The 17,789-nt window shown below is 42.4% G+C and carries 17 protein-coding genes; 5 read left to right on the forward strand and 12 right to left on the reverse strand.

The genetic code is table 11. The features are described 5' to 3' along the window. Positions 1–30 precede the first annotated feature (30 nt). The 5 genes from ABZD21_RS06410 (at position 31) to ABZD21_RS06430 (ending at position 4,134) form a co-directional block, all read left to right on the forward strand. On the forward strand, positions 31–636 hold the full coding sequence (locus tag ABZD21_RS06410; RefSeq protein WP_372773779.1) for a hypothetical protein: 606 nt from the start codon (positions 31–33) through the stop codon (positions 634–636). 2 nt (positions 637–638) lie between these two features. After that, a complete protein-coding gene (locus tag ABZD21_RS06415; protein ID WP_372773780.1) occupies positions 639–1,136 on the forward strand; it encodes a DUF2764 family protein in 498 nt (165 codons plus the stop codon). 2 nt (positions 1,137–1,138) lie between these two features. Beyond that, positions 1,139–1,747, forward strand: coding sequence for a V-type ATP synthase subunit D (locus tag ABZD21_RS06420; protein WP_372773781.1), 609 nt, complete (start codon positions 1,139–1,141; stop codon positions 1,745–1,747). After that, positions 1,744–3,567 carry a V-type ATP synthase subunit I gene (locus ABZD21_RS06425; protein WP_372773782.1) on the forward strand — a complete coding sequence of 608 codons (1,824 nt, stop codon included), beginning with the start codon at positions 1,744–1,746 and terminating at the stop codon, positions 3,565–3,567. Before ABZD21_RS06420 ends, ABZD21_RS06425 begins: the two co-directional genes overlap by 4 nt. A gap of 96 nt (positions 3,568–3,663) precedes the next feature. Continuing rightward, positions 3,664–4,134 (forward strand): hypothetical protein, encoded by a 471-nt coding sequence (locus ABZD21_RS06430; protein ID WP_372773784.1) that lies wholly within the window; start codon positions 3,664–3,666, stop codon positions 4,132–4,134. A 219-nt stretch (positions 4,135–4,353) separates the two neighbouring features. On the opposite strand, the gene ABZD21_RS06435 is transcribed toward ABZD21_RS06430, so the two are convergent. The 12 genes from ABZD21_RS06435 to ABZD21_RS06490 all read right to left on the reverse strand — a co-directional run bounded on the left by ABZD21_RS06435 (position 4,354) and on the right by ABZD21_RS06490 (position 17,534). After that, positions 4,354–5,349 (reverse strand): NADP-dependent oxidoreductase, encoded by a 996-nt coding sequence (locus ABZD21_RS06435; protein ID WP_372773785.1) that lies wholly within the window; start codon positions 5,347–5,349, stop codon positions 4,354–4,356. 16 nt (positions 5,350–5,365) lie between these two features. Next, positions 5,366–5,998, reverse strand: coding sequence for a nitroreductase family protein (locus tag ABZD21_RS06440; RefSeq protein ID WP_372773787.1), 633 nt, complete (start codon positions 5,996–5,998; stop codon positions 5,366–5,368). Positions 5,999–6,049: 51 nt separating this feature from the next. Beyond that, a complete protein-coding gene (locus ABZD21_RS06445; protein WP_372773788.1) occupies positions 6,050–6,628 on the reverse strand; it encodes a TetR/AcrR family transcriptional regulator in 579 nt (192 codons plus the stop codon). A gap of 262 nt (positions 6,629–6,890) precedes the next feature. Continuing rightward, positions 6,891–7,304: a hypothetical protein gene (locus ABZD21_RS06450; RefSeq protein ID WP_372773790.1), complete on the reverse strand. Its 414-nt coding sequence runs from the start codon at positions 7,302–7,304 to the stop codon at positions 6,891–6,893. A 533-nt stretch (positions 7,305–7,837) separates the two neighbouring features. Then, on the reverse strand, positions 7,838–8,239 hold the full coding sequence (locus ABZD21_RS06455; protein WP_372773792.1) for a hypothetical protein: 402 nt from the start codon (positions 8,237–8,239) through the stop codon (positions 7,838–7,840). Between the two features lie 17 nt (positions 8,240–8,256). Then, positions 8,257–9,450: a DUF1566 domain-containing protein gene (locus tag ABZD21_RS06460; RefSeq protein WP_372773794.1), complete on the reverse strand. Its 1,194-nt coding sequence runs from the start codon at positions 9,448–9,450 to the stop codon at positions 8,257–8,259. 616 nt (positions 9,451–10,066) lie between these two features. After that, entirely contained in the window at positions 10,067–11,812 is a 1,746-nt protein-coding gene (locus ABZD21_RS06465) for a carbohydrate-binding domain-containing protein (RefSeq protein WP_372773795.1), read from the reverse strand. Between the two features lie 156 nt (positions 11,813–11,968). Then, positions 11,969–13,360, reverse strand: a complete 1,392-nt coding sequence (locus tag ABZD21_RS06470; RefSeq protein WP_372773797.1) for a CotH kinase family protein — start codon at positions 13,358–13,360, stop codon at positions 11,969–11,971. 12 nt (positions 13,361–13,372) lie between these two features. After that, on the reverse strand, positions 13,373–14,035 hold the full coding sequence (locus ABZD21_RS06475) for a DUF2490 domain-containing protein (RefSeq protein WP_372773798.1): 663 nt from the start codon (positions 14,033–14,035) through the stop codon (positions 13,373–13,375). A 27-nt stretch (positions 14,036–14,062) separates the two neighbouring features. Beyond that, entirely contained in the window at positions 14,063–14,758 is a 696-nt protein-coding gene (locus tag ABZD21_RS06480; protein WP_372773799.1) for a DUF4956 domain-containing protein, read from the reverse strand. 12 nt (positions 14,759–14,770) lie between these two features. Next, a complete protein-coding gene (locus ABZD21_RS06485) occupies positions 14,771–15,496 on the reverse strand; it encodes a polyphosphate polymerase domain-containing protein (protein WP_372773800.1) in 726 nt (241 codons plus the stop codon). 256 nt (positions 15,497–15,752) lie between these two features. Continuing rightward, positions 15,753–17,534: a hypothetical protein gene (locus ABZD21_RS06490; RefSeq protein WP_372773802.1), complete on the reverse strand. Its 1,782-nt coding sequence runs from the start codon at positions 17,532–17,534 to the stop codon at positions 15,753–15,755. Positions 17,535–17,789: the final 255 nt, after the last annotated feature.

The raw sequence follows: 17,789 nt of genomic DNA on the forward strand, positions 1-17,789 counted from the left end.
TGCAGAACCCAAAATTGAAAAATACAGCATATGACAAACAATAAGGAAAATCTCGAAGGCATTATTGCTAAGCTTAGAGAGCAAGGTATTAATGCCGGAGAAACTGAAAAACAACGTTTGGTGAGTGATGCTCAGAAAAAGGCTGATGACATAATTGCTGAAGCCGAACGTAAAAAGAACCAAATTCTTGAAGAAGCGCGCTTGGGCGCAGCTCAACTTGAAAAGAATGCGAATATTGCCATTACTCAGGCTGCCCGGGATATGGTTGAAGCGACCAAAATAGCGATGATTGATAATTTGAAATCAATTTTCGGAACCCAATGCGAAAGCCTGTTTACCCAAAAACAATATCTGGAAGAGTTAACCAAAGCGGTTCTTTCATCTGTTTCAGGGAATAAAACGGTTCATATTTCTCCCGAACTGCAAAAGCATATGGAAGCCTTTTTGCTGAAACAAGCTCTTTCTGAGCAAATTGAATTGAAACCGCTGGCATCCAGTCAGGCAAAAATTGAGGTAAAATCAACTGAAAACAAAGGTGTTCAGTTTGTGCTCAGCGCCAAGGATGTGGAAGATGGATTGTTCTCGCTCATCAATAAAGATTTAATCCGACGGATCACCGAAAATAAGGAGGCTTAGCTATGTCGAATCTGGTTTATCTGATGACCGGTTTGCCATCGTTGACCTTTGGGCAGGTGCCGCCAATTTCCATGAGCGAGTTTTACCATGATGCAAAAAGTCAGCTTTCATCAGCTCATTATAACATGCTGGAATCGGCCGATTTGCAGGAAATGGATGAAAAACTTGTCTCTTCTCGTGTCCGGGGATTGTCAACCTTATTTCGCGAAATAAGTAACGACCTGGCTGAGGTTCGGCATGCCCGCACTCTGAACAGGCAACCGCGACTCGAGCGCTTGCCTCTGGGGACGCTCGCCGGAAACCCGCTGGAGCGCGAGAAAAAGATTCTGCAATACGAGTGGGAAGAATTGGATACCATCGAAGCTGGTAAAACGTTTACCATGACCGAAGTGATTGTTTATAAACTGAAACTCCAAATTCTTATCCGTTTGCATTCATTTAATGCACAACAAGGAGCGCAGGTTTTGGCATCGGTTGTAAATCCGTCAACAAAGAAGTGACCATGGCAGGAGTAAAAATTAAATACACAAAAACCGAACGGGCCCGGCAGAAGAAAATTCTGAAGGTCTCGGAGCGGATGTTACCCTTGTTTGAAGCGATGGAGAAATCGTTGATGGCAACCATCAATACCATTTCCGAGCGCATTGAACAAATCAGGGAACAAATTGAAAAGAACCGAAAAACAGCAGAACCTTGGGTGGCTGTTATGAGCGACTCTTGGGTGACCATGGCCGATTTCATATCGGTAAACGAGGTAATTACCAAACCGATTGATGTTGCAGGAGTTCGTGTTCAGCAGTTTGAAAGCGTTGATTTTAATGTTCAACCAATTGCTGATGGTACACCATTGTGGGTGGATAATGCTATAGAGCTAATGCAGGAGCAATTGCAATTGCTTGCAGAAATAGAATGCCTTAAAGAGCAAATTGTGCTGCTCGAGGAAGAATTGCTGGATGTTCGTGCGCGAATCAAGCTTTTTGAAAACCGTAGGATTCCAAATGCGAAAACCGCGATACGGAAAATCGGGCAAAAGCTTCAGGACGATGAGCGGCTTACCATTGCAACTGCAAAAGTGGTGAAAACAAGTAAACAAAAGGAGGTTGGCCTATGATTACGAAAATGAAGAAACTGATCCTGTTGATGTCCGAATCGGCCGTTGATGTGGATGCCGACCTAACGGTGCTTGGCAAGTTGGGTGTAGTTCATGTTTCGCCCTTTCAACCGGCTAAAGATGAGTCTATTGAGCGTGTTGATGCACGTATCAAACAGCTGGAAAATGCCATCACGATATTGAATACCTATCAACCCGGCCTGAATGCAACAGCGGAATCAGGTGATGCAGACGACTTTTCGACAATGGAACGAGGCGATATTCGATTGCTGGAGAAGGTGTTGGAGGCTGAAAATTGCCGTCAGCAGCTGGAGCGTTCCAAAACTGACCTGACCTATGATTTGGAATGGTTTGCCAATTGGGGCAATGTTTCGTTTAACGACCTCAGCCAACTGAATCAAAAAGGAGTTTGGTTGAGGCTTTATCTGGTGAATGATAAGGAGTTGATGCGAATCTCCGGTCGCGAAAATATTCAGGTGGTTGGCAAACTGAATGAGTTGAACCAAGTGGTTCTGGTGTCGGAAAATGCTGATGAAAAGCTTGATTTCCACGAGATTAATTTGCCTGAACGGAAACTCGAAGAAGTAAAGGTTCAGTTGGCCGATACCAATCGGGAATTAGCTGAAAATAATAAACTTCTGGCTCGTTTGAGTGTTCATGCCAACTTGCTGGTGGAGGCGCTTGCCGAGCGGAAAAGGCGGTTCGATGTTCGAAACATTCAGTATGGCGGAGTGGCTTTCGATAGTCGAATCCGTTGCTGGAAAGGTTTCATACCTGAAAACCTGGTGGAAAAGTTTACAGAGGCGGCCGAACAACACCAATGGGGATATGTAATTAGCGAACCAACGGAGGAAGAGGCTGATGAAGTGCCTACCTTGGTGCGCACTTCGCGTTGGGCCGAACGTGTACAGCCGGTCATGGACTTCATGGGCCTTGTGCCGGGTTACAAAGAGCTGGATGTATCGAAGGTATTCATGATCTTCTTTACTTTTTTTACCGGAATATTGGTTGGTGATGCCGCCTATGGACTGGTGTTCTTGCTGATTACCTTCCTGGTGCACCGAAGCCAGAAGTTTGTGAAGCAAATAGAATTCAGTTTGATGTATACTCTTTCTGTGTCGATCCTGTTTTGGGGGGTGCTTACCGGCACCTACTTCGGAGCCGAAGCTATTGCAGAGATTCCGTTCCTGGCCCGCTTGCGGATTAGCCAACTGGCCAGTTTTGGCGGGGATAGTGTATTTACGCAGAAGTTCATGTTTCTGATTGGTGCTATTCACCTCACGGTAGGGCATTTGCAGGTTGCATGGAAGTATAGTAACAGTGTTCGCGCCATTGCCCAACTGGGCTGGGTAGCCATCATTTGGGGATTATACCTCATCGTTTCTCAGATGGTACTGGGCATAGCAGCTCCTGAATTTATGGTTTGGCTTTTTATCGGCGGTGCCGCGTTAGTCGCCTTGTTCTCCAACCCGGGAGCCAGTTTCCTGAAAGGGATGCTATCCTCTCTCGGAAATTTGCCTTTGAGCATTATTAATGGCTTTTCAGACATCATTTCGTATATCCGTTTATATGCTGTTGGTTTGTCAACCGTGTTGATGGCTGCCAGTTTCAATCAAATGGCTATTGGCGATGGTGTTTCAACGGTTGCTTCCGGCATTGGTGCAGCGCTGATTCTGATTTTTGGACATGGATTGAACATGATTTTGGCAGCTATGGCTGTTCTGGTGCACGGTGTACGTTTGAATATGCTGGAATATGCCGGACATGCGGGAGTTGAATTTTCAGGAAATGAGTACAAGCCCTTCAGGTTAAATAAATAAAGCAAACCATAAAGGGCACGTTTCGGTTTTGAAACAGAGAAGGCCTTTGGAGAAAAAAAAATAATATCAGATAACAAGCACTAAAATTTTAATACAATGACTTTAACAACAATTTTAGCAACTACAGTTGCCGGCTTTGGCGGCCACGCCATTGCTTTGGGAATCGCCGGTGTGGGATCGGCCATCGGAACCGGTATTGCCGGAATGGGAGCATTAGGCCTATGGAAACAATCAATCAAAGATAAAAAGAAGCTTCCTTCTTTAGCTTTGGCGATGGTGGGGATGCCCTTGAGCCAGGTGATCTACGGGATGATTTTTATGAACGCGATGAGTGGTGCAAACCTAAATCCCGATAGTTACACGAACCAAATGATCTGGTCGTTTTTTGTAGGGATTGCCATTGCTGCTTCTGCTATTATGCAGGGTAAAGTTGGCGCTGCGGCCTGTTCAAACCTGGCTGTAGATGATAAGCAGGGTGCCGGTATGTACATTGCAGCTATGGGGATTATCGAAACCGTAGCGCTGCTTGCCATGGTATTCGGTATGGGAGGCATTCCCGGAGCCTAATCCGGTTGGTTGCGAAAAAGCTTAAATAGCACAAAATCATATTGCGAGGCTGTCCTGAAAGGGGTGGCCTCGTTACTTTTCACCCTGGCGACAAAATTTTCTGCTTGATCCAATAAAGTTTGGAAGATGTTTGAGCGGATAAAAAAGCGGCTGGCCAATATTACTTTTTGGGCAGCCGCTTTTAATTGGAACATTTTTATGCTCTTTGGTGCATCAAGATTATATTTTTACGACCATCTTGCCTTTGTTTTTGCCATCGAACAGATCGATAAAAGCCTGTGGAATCTGGGTGAATCCTTCGACGACTGTTTCGACATAAGTCAGTTTACCTTCAGCCAGCCAAGTTGCCAATTGTTGCATTGCTTCAGGGAATTTGGCGGCATAATTGCTGACAATGAACCCTTGCATAAGGGCGCTGTTTTTAACAAGGAATGGTTGAACACTAATGCTTTTGGGGAGCGTGGTTTCGTTGTATACAGAAATAGCTCCACAAATAATAATGCGGGCGAATTTGTTGATGTTGAGCAGTGCCGCATCTGAAATGTCGCCACCAACATTGTCGAAATAAATATCAACACCATCGGGACAGGCAGTCGCGATTGCCTCAGTCATGTTCTCTGTTGTATTGTAGTTTATGGCCTCATCGAAACCGAAATCACGGGTTAGCATTTCAACCTTTTCATCGGTTCCGGCAACACCAACCACCCGGCAACCTCTGATTTTCGCAATCTGACCGACGACACTTCCAACAGCACCGGCTGCACCGGAAACAACTACTGTTTCACCTTTTTGAGGATTTCCGATCTCCGACAAGCCTAAATAGGCTGTTAATCCGGTCATTCCAAGAATACCCAAATAGGCTGATTGTGGCGCTTTTTTCGCGTCTATTTTTATTAATCCTTCGCCGGTTGATTTCTGATATTCTTTCCATTGCAATAAACCGGAAACAAAATCACCTTTGCTGAATTTTGAGTGGTTCGATTCGACTACTTCGGCAATGATTCCGGAGCTTACTGGTTTTTGCAGCTCAAAAGGAGCGATGTACGACTTTGAATCGCTCATACGTCCCCGCAGATAAGGATCGACCGAAACATAGCTTGTTTTGAGCAGTATTTCACCTGTGTTTATTGTTGGTGTTTCTTCGGTTACAATTGAAAAGTCGGTTAATTGAGGTTTTCCGACCGGTCTTTTATTTAGTACGATTGTATGATTCATTTTTGTGATCTTTTAATTATTCAATGAGGGTTACCAATTCATCTTTGCTTTTTCTGACTTTTGTGAGATTCACCAGCCAGTCTTTTTCCGTATCGCGGTAACCAAGCGGAAGCATAACGCAACTACGAAGTCCTTTTTCTCTTAAATTCAGAATTTCATCTAGTGCATCCGGGTCGAAACCTTCCATTGGAGTGCTGTCTACCTCCTCGAATGCAGCTGCAACAATGGCTTGCGAAAACGCGATGTATGCTTGTCGTGCAGCATGATTGAAGTTTACTTCGGCATCGCGTTGCGGATAGCTGTGTAATAGTGTTTGCCGGTAGTTTTCCCATCCTTCATTTTTAAATCCACGAACCGTATTCGTTAGATCGAACATTTTATTGATGCGCTCGGGGGTGTAATTGTCCCAGGCAGCAAAAACCAGTATGTGTGATGAATCGGTTACGACCGATTGATTCCAAGCTATTTTTCTGATTCTTTCCTTTATTTCCTGATTGGTGACCACGATTATTTCAAAGGGTTGTAACCCGCTCGACGTGGGGGCCAGTGATGCGGCTTCGATAATTGCGTCAATTTTATGTTGTGGCACCCTGGTGCCATTCATGGCTTTCGCTGCATAGCGCCATTTTAATTTTTGTATTAATTCCATTTTAATATATATTAATGAATGTTCATTCTTTTGTTTGGTCAAAAAAAAGATTTAAACTTTAATCGCATCCCAAGCTGCCTGATAGGCTGTTTGCAATACTTCATTATTCAGCTGGTAGAGCTCTCTTTTCTGCATATTCGTTAAGAATGCCATTGGATAAATGGTGTAGGCATAAAGTAGAAAGGGGGAAATATTTTTTATAATTCCTTCATTTTGTCCACGCAACCAAAGGTCGAATAGCGGTTTTAAAAGTTTGAGTCCTTCCTGTAGTGTCTCCTCATCGATTAATGGCGTATTGTCGCATTGAGATAGAAACGATGCTTCTTCTTTTTGCTTTGATTTATAGGCAGACATGTTGAACCAAATCTGCTCGAAGCTCTTTTTAACAGGAGCTTCGGCATCGTATCCCTGGAATACTTTCGATGTAAAATCGGTTTTTACCTCGATGTACAATTGGTTTACAAGGTCTTGTTTGTTTTCAAAATACAAGTAGATTGTTGCTGGCGAAACGTTTGCTTGTTTGGCTACTTTCGCCATCGACGCCTCTTGTATCCCACCGTTGTTTATTAAGCATAGTGTGGCTCTTAAAAGAGCAGTACGCTTGTCGATGCTTTTTTGAAGTTTCGCCATAATAGGTTCTTTTTTTAACTTTAATAAGGGTACAAAGATATAAAAAAAAAGAATGAACGTTCATTAATATTGAAAGTGGAAGATGTTTTTCGCGATAGTTTAACATTGAAAAGGGAAAGATGGATGCCATCTTTCCCTTGACTTTTTTAAGATAAACTAGTTATAAATGTTTGAAACAAATAAGCTGGTTTTAAATTAGCGACCGAATGTTTCGGAAGCATCTTTATATTCCGGTTGCCCAAACTTTGCTTTAATCCGTGTTTTAGCTTGGACGTTGGCCTCCCCCTCTGTTTTGCTTATTTTTTTTCAGGTAGGCAGCATAAAGCTTTTGTTGGGCCGGAGTTAGAACTTTGTTTACGTTTGTCTCAAAACTTTTTTCCAATGCTTCCATTTCTGACCGCTCTGGTCTTCCAGCTTCTAATTTTGCTTTTACTACTTTGAAATGATCAGTATACAAGGCGGACACTTTTGTTTTTTGTTCTTCAGTTAACGAAAGCTCTTTGCTGACTTCCTCAACCATTTTTGTAATTTCTTTTGCTGTTGGTGCAGAAGGAGGGCCTTGTTGACCACCACCGCCGCCGCCGCCACCTTGAGGTTGAGCAAATGCAGAACTACTTGCAAACAATGCGATAAAGGTAATTGCAATACCTAAGCTTCTTTTAAATAATTGTTTCATGAATTTGTTTTTTTTAAGTGTGAAAATTAATCACGTTGTCTTAATGTTCTAGTTCAAAGAAACGGGCAATTGTTGCAGTACGAAAATAGAATCAACCAAACTTAGGATTTCCTCAACGAATGCTAGATCAGATTGATTCGTGAACAGCGGGCCAAATGGGTTTGATCTTTTAGACTAGGCTCGGTCAATAGAAAAGAGGAGACTTTTGCCTCCTCTCTTTGAGTTTTGTGTGAAATAAAAAACTATGAAGAAAATGCAGTCGAGCTATGGTCTCGCTGCATAAAACTACACTCCGAAGTACCGATGAATTAGAATAGTTTGAAAATAGAATCAACCAATGTGGCGATTTTATCAATGAAATCTGGAACCATTACGCGTGCTGCTTACATCAGTAAATCATTTGTCGTTTAATTGTCTGATGTAACTCACATGGCGCAAAAAATCATTTTCGCAAGTGTTTGTGGTTGGAGCAATCGGGTTGTTTCATGGGAACAAAGGGAACGAGTTTTTTTTTTCGTTGCACTTTTATGATCCTAGTAAAATCTTGTCCATTGATTCGCTGATGGCTGGGGCTCTGTTTGCTGTCTTATTCTCTTTTGGTAAGCTGTAAATAGCTTTTGCTGTTTCTTTGATAATCGGCTGGTTACTTCTTTTTCGAATTTGGATTCGAGGGCATCCATCTCTTTTGGGGAGAGTCGTCCGGATTTTAGTCTGGCTTTCACCTTTTCGAAATGAGCAATGAACAAATTGAAAATCTGTGTTTCTTGTTCGTTGCTTAACGAGAGTTGTTCCGATAAATCGGCAACTATTTTATTGAGTTGTTTTGTATCTGGATAGGGCGGAGGCGCTTGTGGCACGACTGGCTGTGCCTGCACGAAATTTACGAATAAGAGGATTGTTGCTATAATCCCCAATATATTTACTTGTCGATTCATTTTAATTCCGGATTGTTTTATTCTGCATCGCGTACTAAGCGGACATAGTTGTAGTAGCGTTCGCCTCCTTCGCCTAACGGACCTCCCTCGTATTTAGTATCGAATCGAACACCGCCCGCGCCGTGGAAATCGTCACCATCACTATCAACTGCCATTCCAAACGCCACATACCAGGCATAGTAGTATGGCTGCCCGCTTTTAAAGTTCGCCGATGTACCGGTCCAATAGTAGCCGTAATCATCGTTCCCGGCTTCGTTTACAATTGGAGTACAATTGAACAGCGGATTGATTGCCGGACCAACTTTTGACGCGTCGGTTGCCGACGGAGAATAGCCATAGTCAACAATCCCCTGAAGCTCTTTTACGTTGGGCAAACGCCAATCGGTATATCCGGCATACTCCGATCCTTCAGCATAAGCCAACGCGTCCTGCCAATCCATTCCTTCGCCGCTGTCGTCTTGTGCCCACATTAGTCCCGAAGCGTTGTCGGTAATGGTTCTGTCTCCATTGTTGGTATAATCATTCACCCCGTAGTCATCGCCACGCACTGCACGTACGTATTTACCGCCAACTGGTCCCGAAGATTTGGCTGAGTAGGCTTTTATATGGCCGGTAACGTGGTTTACACCAAAGGCAGCATTTGAACCACCTTCTACTGTAACCCCGACATAATAGTTGCTCGACCAAAATTGCTCGTTTTTAGAGACCTTTCCGCTGGCCAACGTAAAATAATTGGTATTCAAATAGGGCCAACCAGAACTAAAATCGCTGATTGAATACAATTCTTTACAGCTTGGCATGCGCCAGTCGTCATAACCACCAAGTTCTAACTCATTGCAGTAATCAACAGCTTCCTGCCAGGTGTAATCTTCGGAAGAGGGTACTCCTTGCCACATTAAGCCGGTGTTATTGTCGGTAATGGTTCCGTCACCATTGTTCGTGTAGCTCATTGTTTTACCGCTCAAATAGTTGGCATCTTGCCCATATAGCGGGTCGCCGATGTTTAATGACGCGATTACTTCACCGTCAGCATCGTATAGAGTTGTTTGGCCGGTGGCAACTTGAATATAGTTTTCCACCTGGGGCGACTCAGCAGCCTTGTCTCCAGAGTTTTCATCGTTATCATGACATGCTGCAAACAGGCTTCCAAGCACTAATATCGTCATTGCTTCAAGAACGAACGATATTGGTTTTGTTTTGTCGTTTTTCATCGCGAGATAGTTTGTAATGTGAAGCAAAGTAATGCTGAAGGACTGCGAAAGTGAAAAGGAATCAACGAATTAGTGAATTTTATCAATCAATAATTTCATGTTGTGAGACTCGCAAGTCTGTGGGAAGTAGATGTTTATAGAGGAATTTTATTGCTTTTTACCGCAGCTTTCGTCCTTTTTCTGTGGATCTGAACTCAGAATTTTTGCAAAAAAAAAGGGAGACCTCTGTCTCCCAATTCACTAACGATCTAACTATACCTATTAAATCAATGAAAAACATCGATTTGTGTAAATTGATATCTCAAAGAAAAGGGAAATAGCATTGTTGCAGAAAAAGATTCAACGAATTGGGCTATTTTATCAACGAATCGTTTGACAGAAGATCCGGAGTGGCTGATTCGAAATTTGTTCATATTAATCTCTATGTGGCTCAGATGGATTTATGAAGTACATCGTGATGGATCGGAGATGAAGGGGCTTTGTTTTCGAAGTGCTGGCTTTCTTTTTGCCAATCACTTTTTTCAGTTGGTCAGAGAAGCTTTTCTCTACAAAAAAGGGGAGACTTCAGTCTCCCCGATTGGGTGTTGGATTTTAGTTGAAAACATGTTTTCAGTTGCTACAGGTCTATCGAAGTCACCATGCTTGAAATCGTAAACTGGCTATACTTTGTGCCGCCTGTGTAGGTTCCTGAGGAGTACAGTCCGTCGGTTGCGATGCCGCTTGAACTTCCGCCAATGTACACTTCGTAGGTTGTACCTTTCGTTAGTTTCGACGACGAAAAAACAAGGGACTGAAACGTCTTGTGCGGTTCGTAGGTTAAAATTTCGTTTCCCTCGCTATCCTGAATGCGGATGATTTTTCCGGCAGACAAGGAGGAGCTAAAATCGATGAGAAAGGAGTACTGACTTGAAGAAGATCCAGGAGCCATCGACATACGGGAACTACCAACACCAACTAAAAAGCCGCCACTAACTACGCACGTTCCATCGTAGTCTAACGAGCTGTTTTCAGTTGTTGAATCGCTGTTGACCAGCTGTGTTCCGCCTGAAATATCCAATAGGTCGTTTGAGTCGAGTCCGTCGCCTTCACAATCAATAACAATATAACCGCCCGAAATAATGAGCGCGTAATCACTTGTTACGCTTGCGCTTTTACGCCCAGTTCCACCACCGCTTGTGGTACCTCCGGCTGAAACATTTATTCCGTCGTCGCTGGCAATGATGTTGATATACCCATCGGTTATTGTAATGCTACCCAGAGCACTTTCCAGCCCTTCGTACGCGTCAGTAATGTAAATATCACCCGAGCTGATCGTGAGATCCGCTTCGGCATGGATTCCATCGTCGCCGGATGCCAGGTAAAACGTACCGCCCGAAATTTCAATGTCGCCGTCAGAATGGATGGCATCGTCGGCTGAATTAACAGTAATGGTACCACCAATAAACTGACTGCTTGTGCCCGATTTTATTCCTTTAGCTGAAGCATCAGAGCTAAGGTAGGCATTGTTGCCGCCACCCGAAGTAAGATCCAAATTGCCGGTTACGACCATCACCTCCTTTTCGGCATCAATAGCATCGCCGACGGCTGTAATATCGATTGTTCCGTCATTGATGGTAATGTATCCGCGCCCTTCATCGTCGGCATTGTCTGATTTTAAGCCGTTGCCACCGCAGTCTACCGTTATATTTCCATTGTTAATAATCAGATAATCCTTTCCTCTGATGCCATCGTCAACAGCCGTTACGCTTATGTTTCCGCCGGAAATTATCATCCCGTCTTTGCTCGTGATCCCATCGTTGTAATTTCCGGTAACCACCAGCGTTCCGTCGCCATACAATGTCAGATCGATTTTACTGAAAATAGCCGCATTGGCATCTTCTTCGTCGGAACTGTACGACGAACCATCGGCAACTTTGTTTTCCGTGTCATCGGCTAAAACGATCATTGCTTTTTCAGCATCCTCAATATAAATCGGTGCATTGGAAGAACAACTAATATCTACGCCATTTAAAATCAAGCGCACAATCGTTTCGTCGTCGGTGTCAACTACAATTTGGCCGTCAGTCAATGTTCCGGAAACGCTGTATGTTCCTGCAGCAGTAATCGTCACTTTGCTTCCGCTGGCCGTTGCACCATCGCCGTTTACACTTATCGAACTTCCGTTTAAGGTAATTGTAACAATATCCGTGCTGTCCCAAATGTAGTCGGTCGATTCGTCGTGATCCCCAATATTATCCGAATCGTCATCAGTTTCTACCTCTGTATCCGTTTCGGAAATCAGGTCAGAGTCCCTTTCGCAGGAGAGCAAAAAGAAACAAGTAATTGCGCCTAGCAAAAAGATTAATTGTTTTGTTGTCTTCATGGTGTTTATTTATTTCTGTTCTTGTTAACAAGCAGGTTACTAAATAAATAGCACTAAACTTTCGGTAGAAGAGGTTTAGTGCTATATCAATAAGAATTAAAATCAAACGTCAGCGTTCCGTAATTTATCTTTTTAGTACCTTTTGGATCGGATGAATTATTTCAGATAACTTGTTACAGCGCTATTTCGTGAGGTAACATGGCTTTTTAAAGTTGAAACTCCCGAGTCGAAATATGAATCGCTGTAAATAAATGTGTACCCCGACTCCTCTGCATAGGCATATTCTTTTAGTAAATCGTAATAAGTAGAATAGGTGCTAATCATGTCGGCCGGTATAAATACTTCGTCGATAAACTGTTGCAAGTAGCCTTCGTATATTGCTTCGTATTCCGGCTGGGCAATCAGATATTTAATTAATGGCCAGCTACTACTTACACTACTCATGCTAAAGGGTAAGGCTCCACTTTGTTTCCCGCTTTGGAATGCTTCGTTGTTGTCCCAAGGAATCCAGGTAAGCAATCCATCGTCAGGATTGCTGTATAGATAATAATTATGGGTCATGTTTCCATAGGTATCCCAATTCTGAATGACAGTATTTGCTGCCAGCCATTTCAAAAAGCCATCAACATTAAACACGCTTTCCAGGTTAGTTTTCCATGCTTCAACGTCGCTGGTTCTTTCAGAACTGTTTATGATCGTATAAAGCGATTTTACATCGGAATAATTGGCCGAGTCTTCGTTTGTTTTTAAATAGAATTCGTCGGTATCGTAGGTTCCACTGGCAAATGAAGCCGCGTCGCCATCGGGTTTATACAGGTTGCCGGTGCTATTGGCAAATTGTGTATCAATAACTGTGTCGTCAACCTCTTCAACCAATGCGTAAACACCATAATATTGAGTGGTGCTTCCATTATTTACATATACCACACAAAAAGCAGTTTGCGATGCTGCCAATCCAAATTGACGGAAAAGATCGGCACCCACTTTTTCGCGCATCAATGAATAATCAAGGTAGTTATTGTTCAGATTCAACTGTTTGAATCCATAAAAGCGTTGATTTTTAATGGCCGGGTATTCGTCTTCAAATTCATCAAAATCGAGTTTGAATGAATATTTTTTAATTCCGGAATTATAAGTGGATTTAAGGCTCGAATTTCCTTTGTACCGTACGCCAACATGGTACCATTCAGTATCGTTGAAAGTTACAGAGCACTCATAAAAGTTCGGATCAGAAGATAAATCGGCGCCACTGCTGGTGCTGGATTTTATAACCGACGACAAATTAGACTGCATTGAAGACCAGTTGCTGCTGCTAATTTTAATGTCAATGCGCAATACTTCCGATTGGTTGAAAACTATTGAGTAGTTCGGTTCTGTATCGGAGCCATGCGTAGCTTCTGTCCAGTCGCTATAGTCAGCGGTATCAACAACTTCAACAACTTCAGTGTCATCCCCGTCGTCCGGTTCAGTAGTCTCTAAATTGTCTTCTCTGCAAGCTGAAAAGGCAAGCAGTAAAAAAGCGAATAGTGTTAGATAGTATAGTTTCATGATAAAAAATGGTTAGAATTTAACTTTATACCCAAGGCTAAAAATATGTCGGTTTAAATAGTCGGTTTTAAAGTAATCGAGTTTGTAATCTACGCCCAGGTAGTTGTTTTTAAATAGTTTATAGTCAGCACCAACCATGTAGCGCATTTTGTATAGTCCGTCGCCATCGAGTTGTTGGAATGCTTCGATACCAACTGACGGCGTAATTTTGCTTTTACTGATATTATAGCTTACCGAAGCTTTGTATCGCAGAAATTTTTCGTTGGTGTTTTCATCGTCACTATCGTTGGTGTAACGAATACGAATTGATGGCTCAAACCGATCGAACTCTTTTTTAACCGTTGCACTTAAAGAAAAACGGTTTAAATATTCGGTGTCTTTTTCATCGCGCAAGTTGGCTTCAATGCGATAGGCAGCACCTACCGAAAGGAATTTAACGAGCTTGTATGTTGCTTCACCTTCAAAAAGGTATTTGTCGGCCGAAAAATCGTTGTAGAGGCGAATTTCAGGTGCAATACTTAGCTTCAACTTCTTTACCGGTTCGAAACTAACCTCTGCTGAAACACGGGTTTGTACTTCGTTTTCTACGTCTTGTGCAGTTGCAGACGCCTGACCGATTAGCAGAATGATTAACGTAAAGAAGAGAGCTTTAGCTGTTGAAATTGTTGTTTTCATTCGAGATTGATGTTTGTGGTTCGATTGTTATTGTTCTTTCCCGTTAATGTTGAAGTAAAGAACGATGTAGGCGACATCCTTCAAAAAGTCAATTTTTTGAATCTCATACCGTTTAATATTGATGCCGGTGCGTAGTTTCAGGTCTTCTAGAAGCTTGTCCTTGTTTTTCTCATTAATGTTTTCAATCCGTTCATAGATTAATTGGATTGATCCTTCCTGTTTTAGTTGCAAGCGTTTTTCGAGAATCCACAGACCAAAAATGATGACCGAGTTGGTAAACACTAATTCAGCATAGCTTACTTTTTTATTGGCCAGAGCATTGATAACCGATATTCCGATAACAATAAACAGGTAAGTCATTTCCTTAATCGGAATGGCATCCGTTCGATATCGGATAATGCCAAATATGGCAAAAAGACCAAGAGCAAAACCAAGTTCCAGTTTCACATTGTTCAACAGAAAGCAAAGTAGAAAAACGATAACGCCAATCGCTAAAAAGCTAAAGTAGAAGTCTTTGCGTTTGCTGTATTTGCCGTACATAAAATGCACCACCGCAAAAATCAATATCGTATTTAGGACTAAGCGAACCAGAAGTTCGTTGAAATCGGCGGTATTGATGAGTTTTATTCCGAGAAATCGGAGGTTTTCCTCCCAGTCTGTAACTGGCGCGATAATCGGACTGGCGATATTTAAACTATCAACTGCATTTGTTAAAATGGACATTAACTGCATAAATTATGAATTTTGGTGGTATAGATTAAGATTCTTTTGAGTTGCTTTTTCAAGTCTTCTGATTTTTCCCTTAAACGCGTTGCGCTTTATTTGGGCGTCAGTAACTACACGGCCGATACAATATTTACTGAATCCTCCGATTCTAATTCGCTTTTCGAATAAAGCACTTGCTATTGGTGAGCCATTGCTATTGCCTTCCGATTTAATTTCTACGATGGCGATCTTGTCCAACCGGCAGGTTTTGTTTTTACTCTCGAATTCCAGATTTAGATCAATGGTACAACGCTCGTTATAGTTTTTGCTAACGAGTGTCAATCGTGTAAAACGATTCGATAGCACCGGACTAAGTTCATTCGGATCGTGAGGGATTTGTTTTATCAGGAATTCATTTTCACGCGTGGTGAAATGTGGATTGTCATATTCTGTCCGGATTCGTTCCTTTATAGTTCTGCCTTTGTTGGTTTTCTGTTTCACCTCAAGAAAGCTTATTCCTGATGAGACATAGCTTCGACGTCGCACTTTGTATCGGTTTAGCTTACCATTGTGATGTTGCGTATACATCCCATTGTTCTGGGTGTCGAAGTATGTTGTTGAATAAGGCAGTAGCTTTTGTCCGTCGATTTCCAATACGAAATAATCGTCACGTATTTCTTCCAGCAAATCAGCTAACTGGCTAACATGGAACCAATATTTAGTGTCGGTACGATCCATCAATTTGACATCTTTCATGTCCTCCAATTGAATGGGCTCAAATAAATTTGATTTCTTGACAATGACGTTATGCATTTCTCATGATATTAGATTGTCCTACTGGATTTTTGTGTGAAGATAGTTTCTAAAGGCAAAACAGGAAAAATAATTCAACCAATCGGGGATTTCTTTCAATGAAAATGTGACAATTCAGTTAATATTTAATTAAAAACCATACAAAAAAAAGAGTAGATCATCATGGTGATCTACTCTTTTCAATAGTTGAAGGCTCTTATTATATGTTAAATGCCTCGATTTTTTTGTTGACGTTTTCTAGTTCAACCATCACATCCTTTTTCATTTCGTGAAGTTTGTGATCGTATTTGGTGAAAAGCTCCTTGTAGTAACTAATACCATCTTGCATGTTTTTACGGAACGTGCGGTAATAGGCTGCTTGCTTCTCGTCTTTAGCATGGCGAACTTCTTCAATCTTATTTTCAAGATAGTCAACATACATACGCAGTTCTTTCACGAACAGGTTTGGACGTTTTGCATCCTGCAATAGGTTTATTTTCCCGTAAATGTGATCAACCATTTCTTTTAAACTGGCAATTTTAGTGAAATATGCCAAGTTGGGGCCCGGGCAAATACTTACACCGCGGCGAGGGCTGTCGGGAGTGACTTCATTGGCCAGATAAGTCGAGTTGCTCAAGCCTTCACACAAACATTCTTTTTCGGCTAATTTGTCTATTTGCAGCTTCTTGCAGTTTTCATCGATATCCATCGCTTCAATTTCGGCAATTTTAGTTGCCTGGTACCGGCGAGATGCAGTACAAATTGGTTGTTCGGTGAATTCGGTGTTGAAAACCAGAAATCGTTTTGTACATGGGAATCCAACTTTACCTTCTTTCCGAATGTGCTCGATGGCTTTTTGCTGGCTGGTTCCACGTACATTATTGAAATGAACTCCCAGCGGTGAAGCGTCACTTAGGTAGAATTCATTTTCGCCCGAGTTACGCAGGAGCTCCAAACTGTATTTGTCGATATGGCAGGCTTCGGGAACGAGCATGAATGGGCTTCCCCAGCCAATCGCATCCAGTTGATATTCTTCGAGCAGGAAGTTGTGTTCTTCGTTTGTGCCAACACCACCTTGAGCTGTAATTTTCAATTCGGGAGCCTTTTCCAGTTGGCTTTTGCCTTTCTCCTCCAAGCCTTTTTGCAAAACATCGAAAACAGCCGTTGCCAGTTCCTGACGTTTGTCCCGAAATTCTTCGAGAATAGGTCCCAGCAAATAGCCCTGTGTTGCAAAAGCGTGACCACCACAGTTAAGGCCCGATTCAATCCGGTATTCCGACACCCAAATTCCTTTTTTAGCCAGAAATCGTCCTTGAATGAGTGCTGAACGGTAATCGCTAACTTTTAGGGTTACTTTCTTTTTAAACTCACCTTCAGCGTTTGGATAAAAGTCCTCGAAATTCTCGATATAGCTGTATAGGCGTGGATTCATGCCGGCTGACAATACCACCGATGAGTTTAGTGTGCTGTTGGCAAAGCCGCGCAAAGCCGCATGAGCATCGTTATACTCCGATGGAAGTGCTTCGCCACCACTGTAATTCACCTTGTCCAGTTTGGTCATGATGTTCACATCGATTGCACCTTTCGTGAGGTTTCTCTGCAACCAGGCTTTTACATCGGGCATACTTTTGCTTTGCACCATCTGGTTAAACTTTTCCTTAATGCTTTTTGCATCAGGTAGTAAGTCGAAGTATTTTTCCAGTTCGCTACTTTTTTGGTGGAAGTTATTCACCAGCTCATCGTATTTATCGCTAACCAGTTTGTCAACCAGATTCAGGTATGCTGTGATGCGTTTGGCGCGAAAGTCTTCTGCCTTGGTTGAAATCTCGTTAAATGGCAGGTCGAATTTTTTACTGTAAAACTCCCGCATTTTTTCCATCAGGAAGTCATCAACAATAGAAACTACAGATGAGATGCCCAAATGAGCGACCTTTACCGGAGTGTCAATCGTATATCCCAGTCCCATAACCGGGATATGAAAAGAGTGTGCTTTCAAATTCATTCGTTTCAATTTTAGAATCAAGTGGATAAAGCGTTGTGAAATAAGGTTTCAAGCTTTTATAGAATATCAACTTAATAGTGAACAAAGATATCGAAATTTTAAGGAACACTGCTTTTAATTGGTCTAAATTGGCTGAAAGGACTGGGCTAGATAGGGTCTATCGGTTCGAAATAGTCGGGACAAGACGTTTTGGCCCCTCTTTTCGCGGGACAACCCAATTCACATCACAAATACATTCAGACACACAGATGATTG

The organism is Mangrovibacterium sp., from assembly GCF_041596335.1.
Lineage (GTDB): Bacteria > Bacteroidota > Bacteroidia > Bacteroidales > Prolixibacteraceae > Mangrovibacterium.

Excerpts from the sequence above, each read along its gene's own strand:
- ABZD21_RS06410 (WP_372773779.1), top strand. The coding sequence starts at position 31 with ATGACAAACAATAAGGAAAATCTCGAAGGCATTATTGCTAAGCTTAGA.
- ABZD21_RS06415 (WP_372773780.1), top strand. The coding sequence starts at position 639 with ATGTCGAATCTGGTTTATCTGATGACCGGTTTGCCATCGTTGACCTTT.
- ABZD21_RS06445 (WP_372773788.1), bottom strand. The coding sequence starts at position 6,628 with ATGGCGAAACTTCAAAAAAGCATCGACAAGCGTACTGCTCTTTTAAGA.
- ABZD21_RS06430 (WP_372773784.1), top strand. The coding sequence starts at position 3,664 with ATGACTTTAACAACAATTTTAGCAACTACAGTTGCCGGCTTTGGCGGC.
- ABZD21_RS06420 (WP_372773781.1), top strand. The coding sequence starts at position 1,139 with ATGGCAGGAGTAAAAATTAAATACACAAAAACCGAACGGGCCCGGCAG.
- ABZD21_RS06475 (WP_372773798.1), bottom strand. The coding sequence starts at position 14,035 with ATGAAAACAACAATTTCAACAGCTAAAGCTCTCTTCTTTACGTTAATC.
- ABZD21_RS06485 (WP_372773800.1), bottom strand. The coding sequence starts at position 15,496 with ATGAAAGATGTCAAATTGATGGATCGTACCGACACTAAATATTGGTTC.
- ABZD21_RS06440 (WP_372773787.1), bottom strand. The coding sequence starts at position 5,998 with ATGGAATTAATACAAAAATTAAAATGGCGCTATGCAGCGAAAGCCATG.
- ABZD21_RS06465 (WP_372773795.1), bottom strand. The coding sequence starts at position 11,812 with ATGAAGACAACAAAACAATTAATCTTTTTGCTAGGCGCAATTACTTGT.
- ABZD21_RS06455 (WP_372773792.1), bottom strand. The coding sequence starts at position 8,239 with ATGAATCGACAAGTAAATATATTGGGGATTATAGCAACAATCCTCTTA.
- ABZD21_RS06435 (WP_372773785.1), bottom strand. The coding sequence starts at position 5,349 with ATGAATCATACAATCGTACTAAATAAAAGACCGGTCGGAAAACCTCAA.
- ABZD21_RS06490 (WP_372773802.1), bottom strand. The coding sequence starts at position 17,534 with ATGAATTTGAAAGCACACTCTTTTCATATCCCGGTTATGGGACTGGGA.
- ABZD21_RS06460 (WP_372773794.1), bottom strand. The coding sequence starts at position 9,450 with ATGAAAAACGACAAAACAAAACCAATATCGTTCGTTCTTGAAGCAATG.
- ABZD21_RS06450 (WP_372773790.1), bottom strand. The coding sequence starts at position 7,304 with ATGAAACAATTATTTAAAAGAAGCTTAGGTATTGCAATTACCTTTATC.
- ABZD21_RS06480 (WP_372773799.1), bottom strand. The coding sequence starts at position 14,758 with ATGTCCATTTTAACAAATGCAGTTGATAGTTTAAATATCGCCAGTCCG.
- ABZD21_RS06425 (WP_372773782.1), top strand. The coding sequence starts at position 1,744 with ATGATTACGAAAATGAAGAAACTGATCCTGTTGATGTCCGAATCGGCC.
- ABZD21_RS06470 (WP_372773797.1), bottom strand. The coding sequence starts at position 13,360 with ATGAAACTATACTATCTAACACTATTCGCTTTTTTACTGCTTGCCTTT.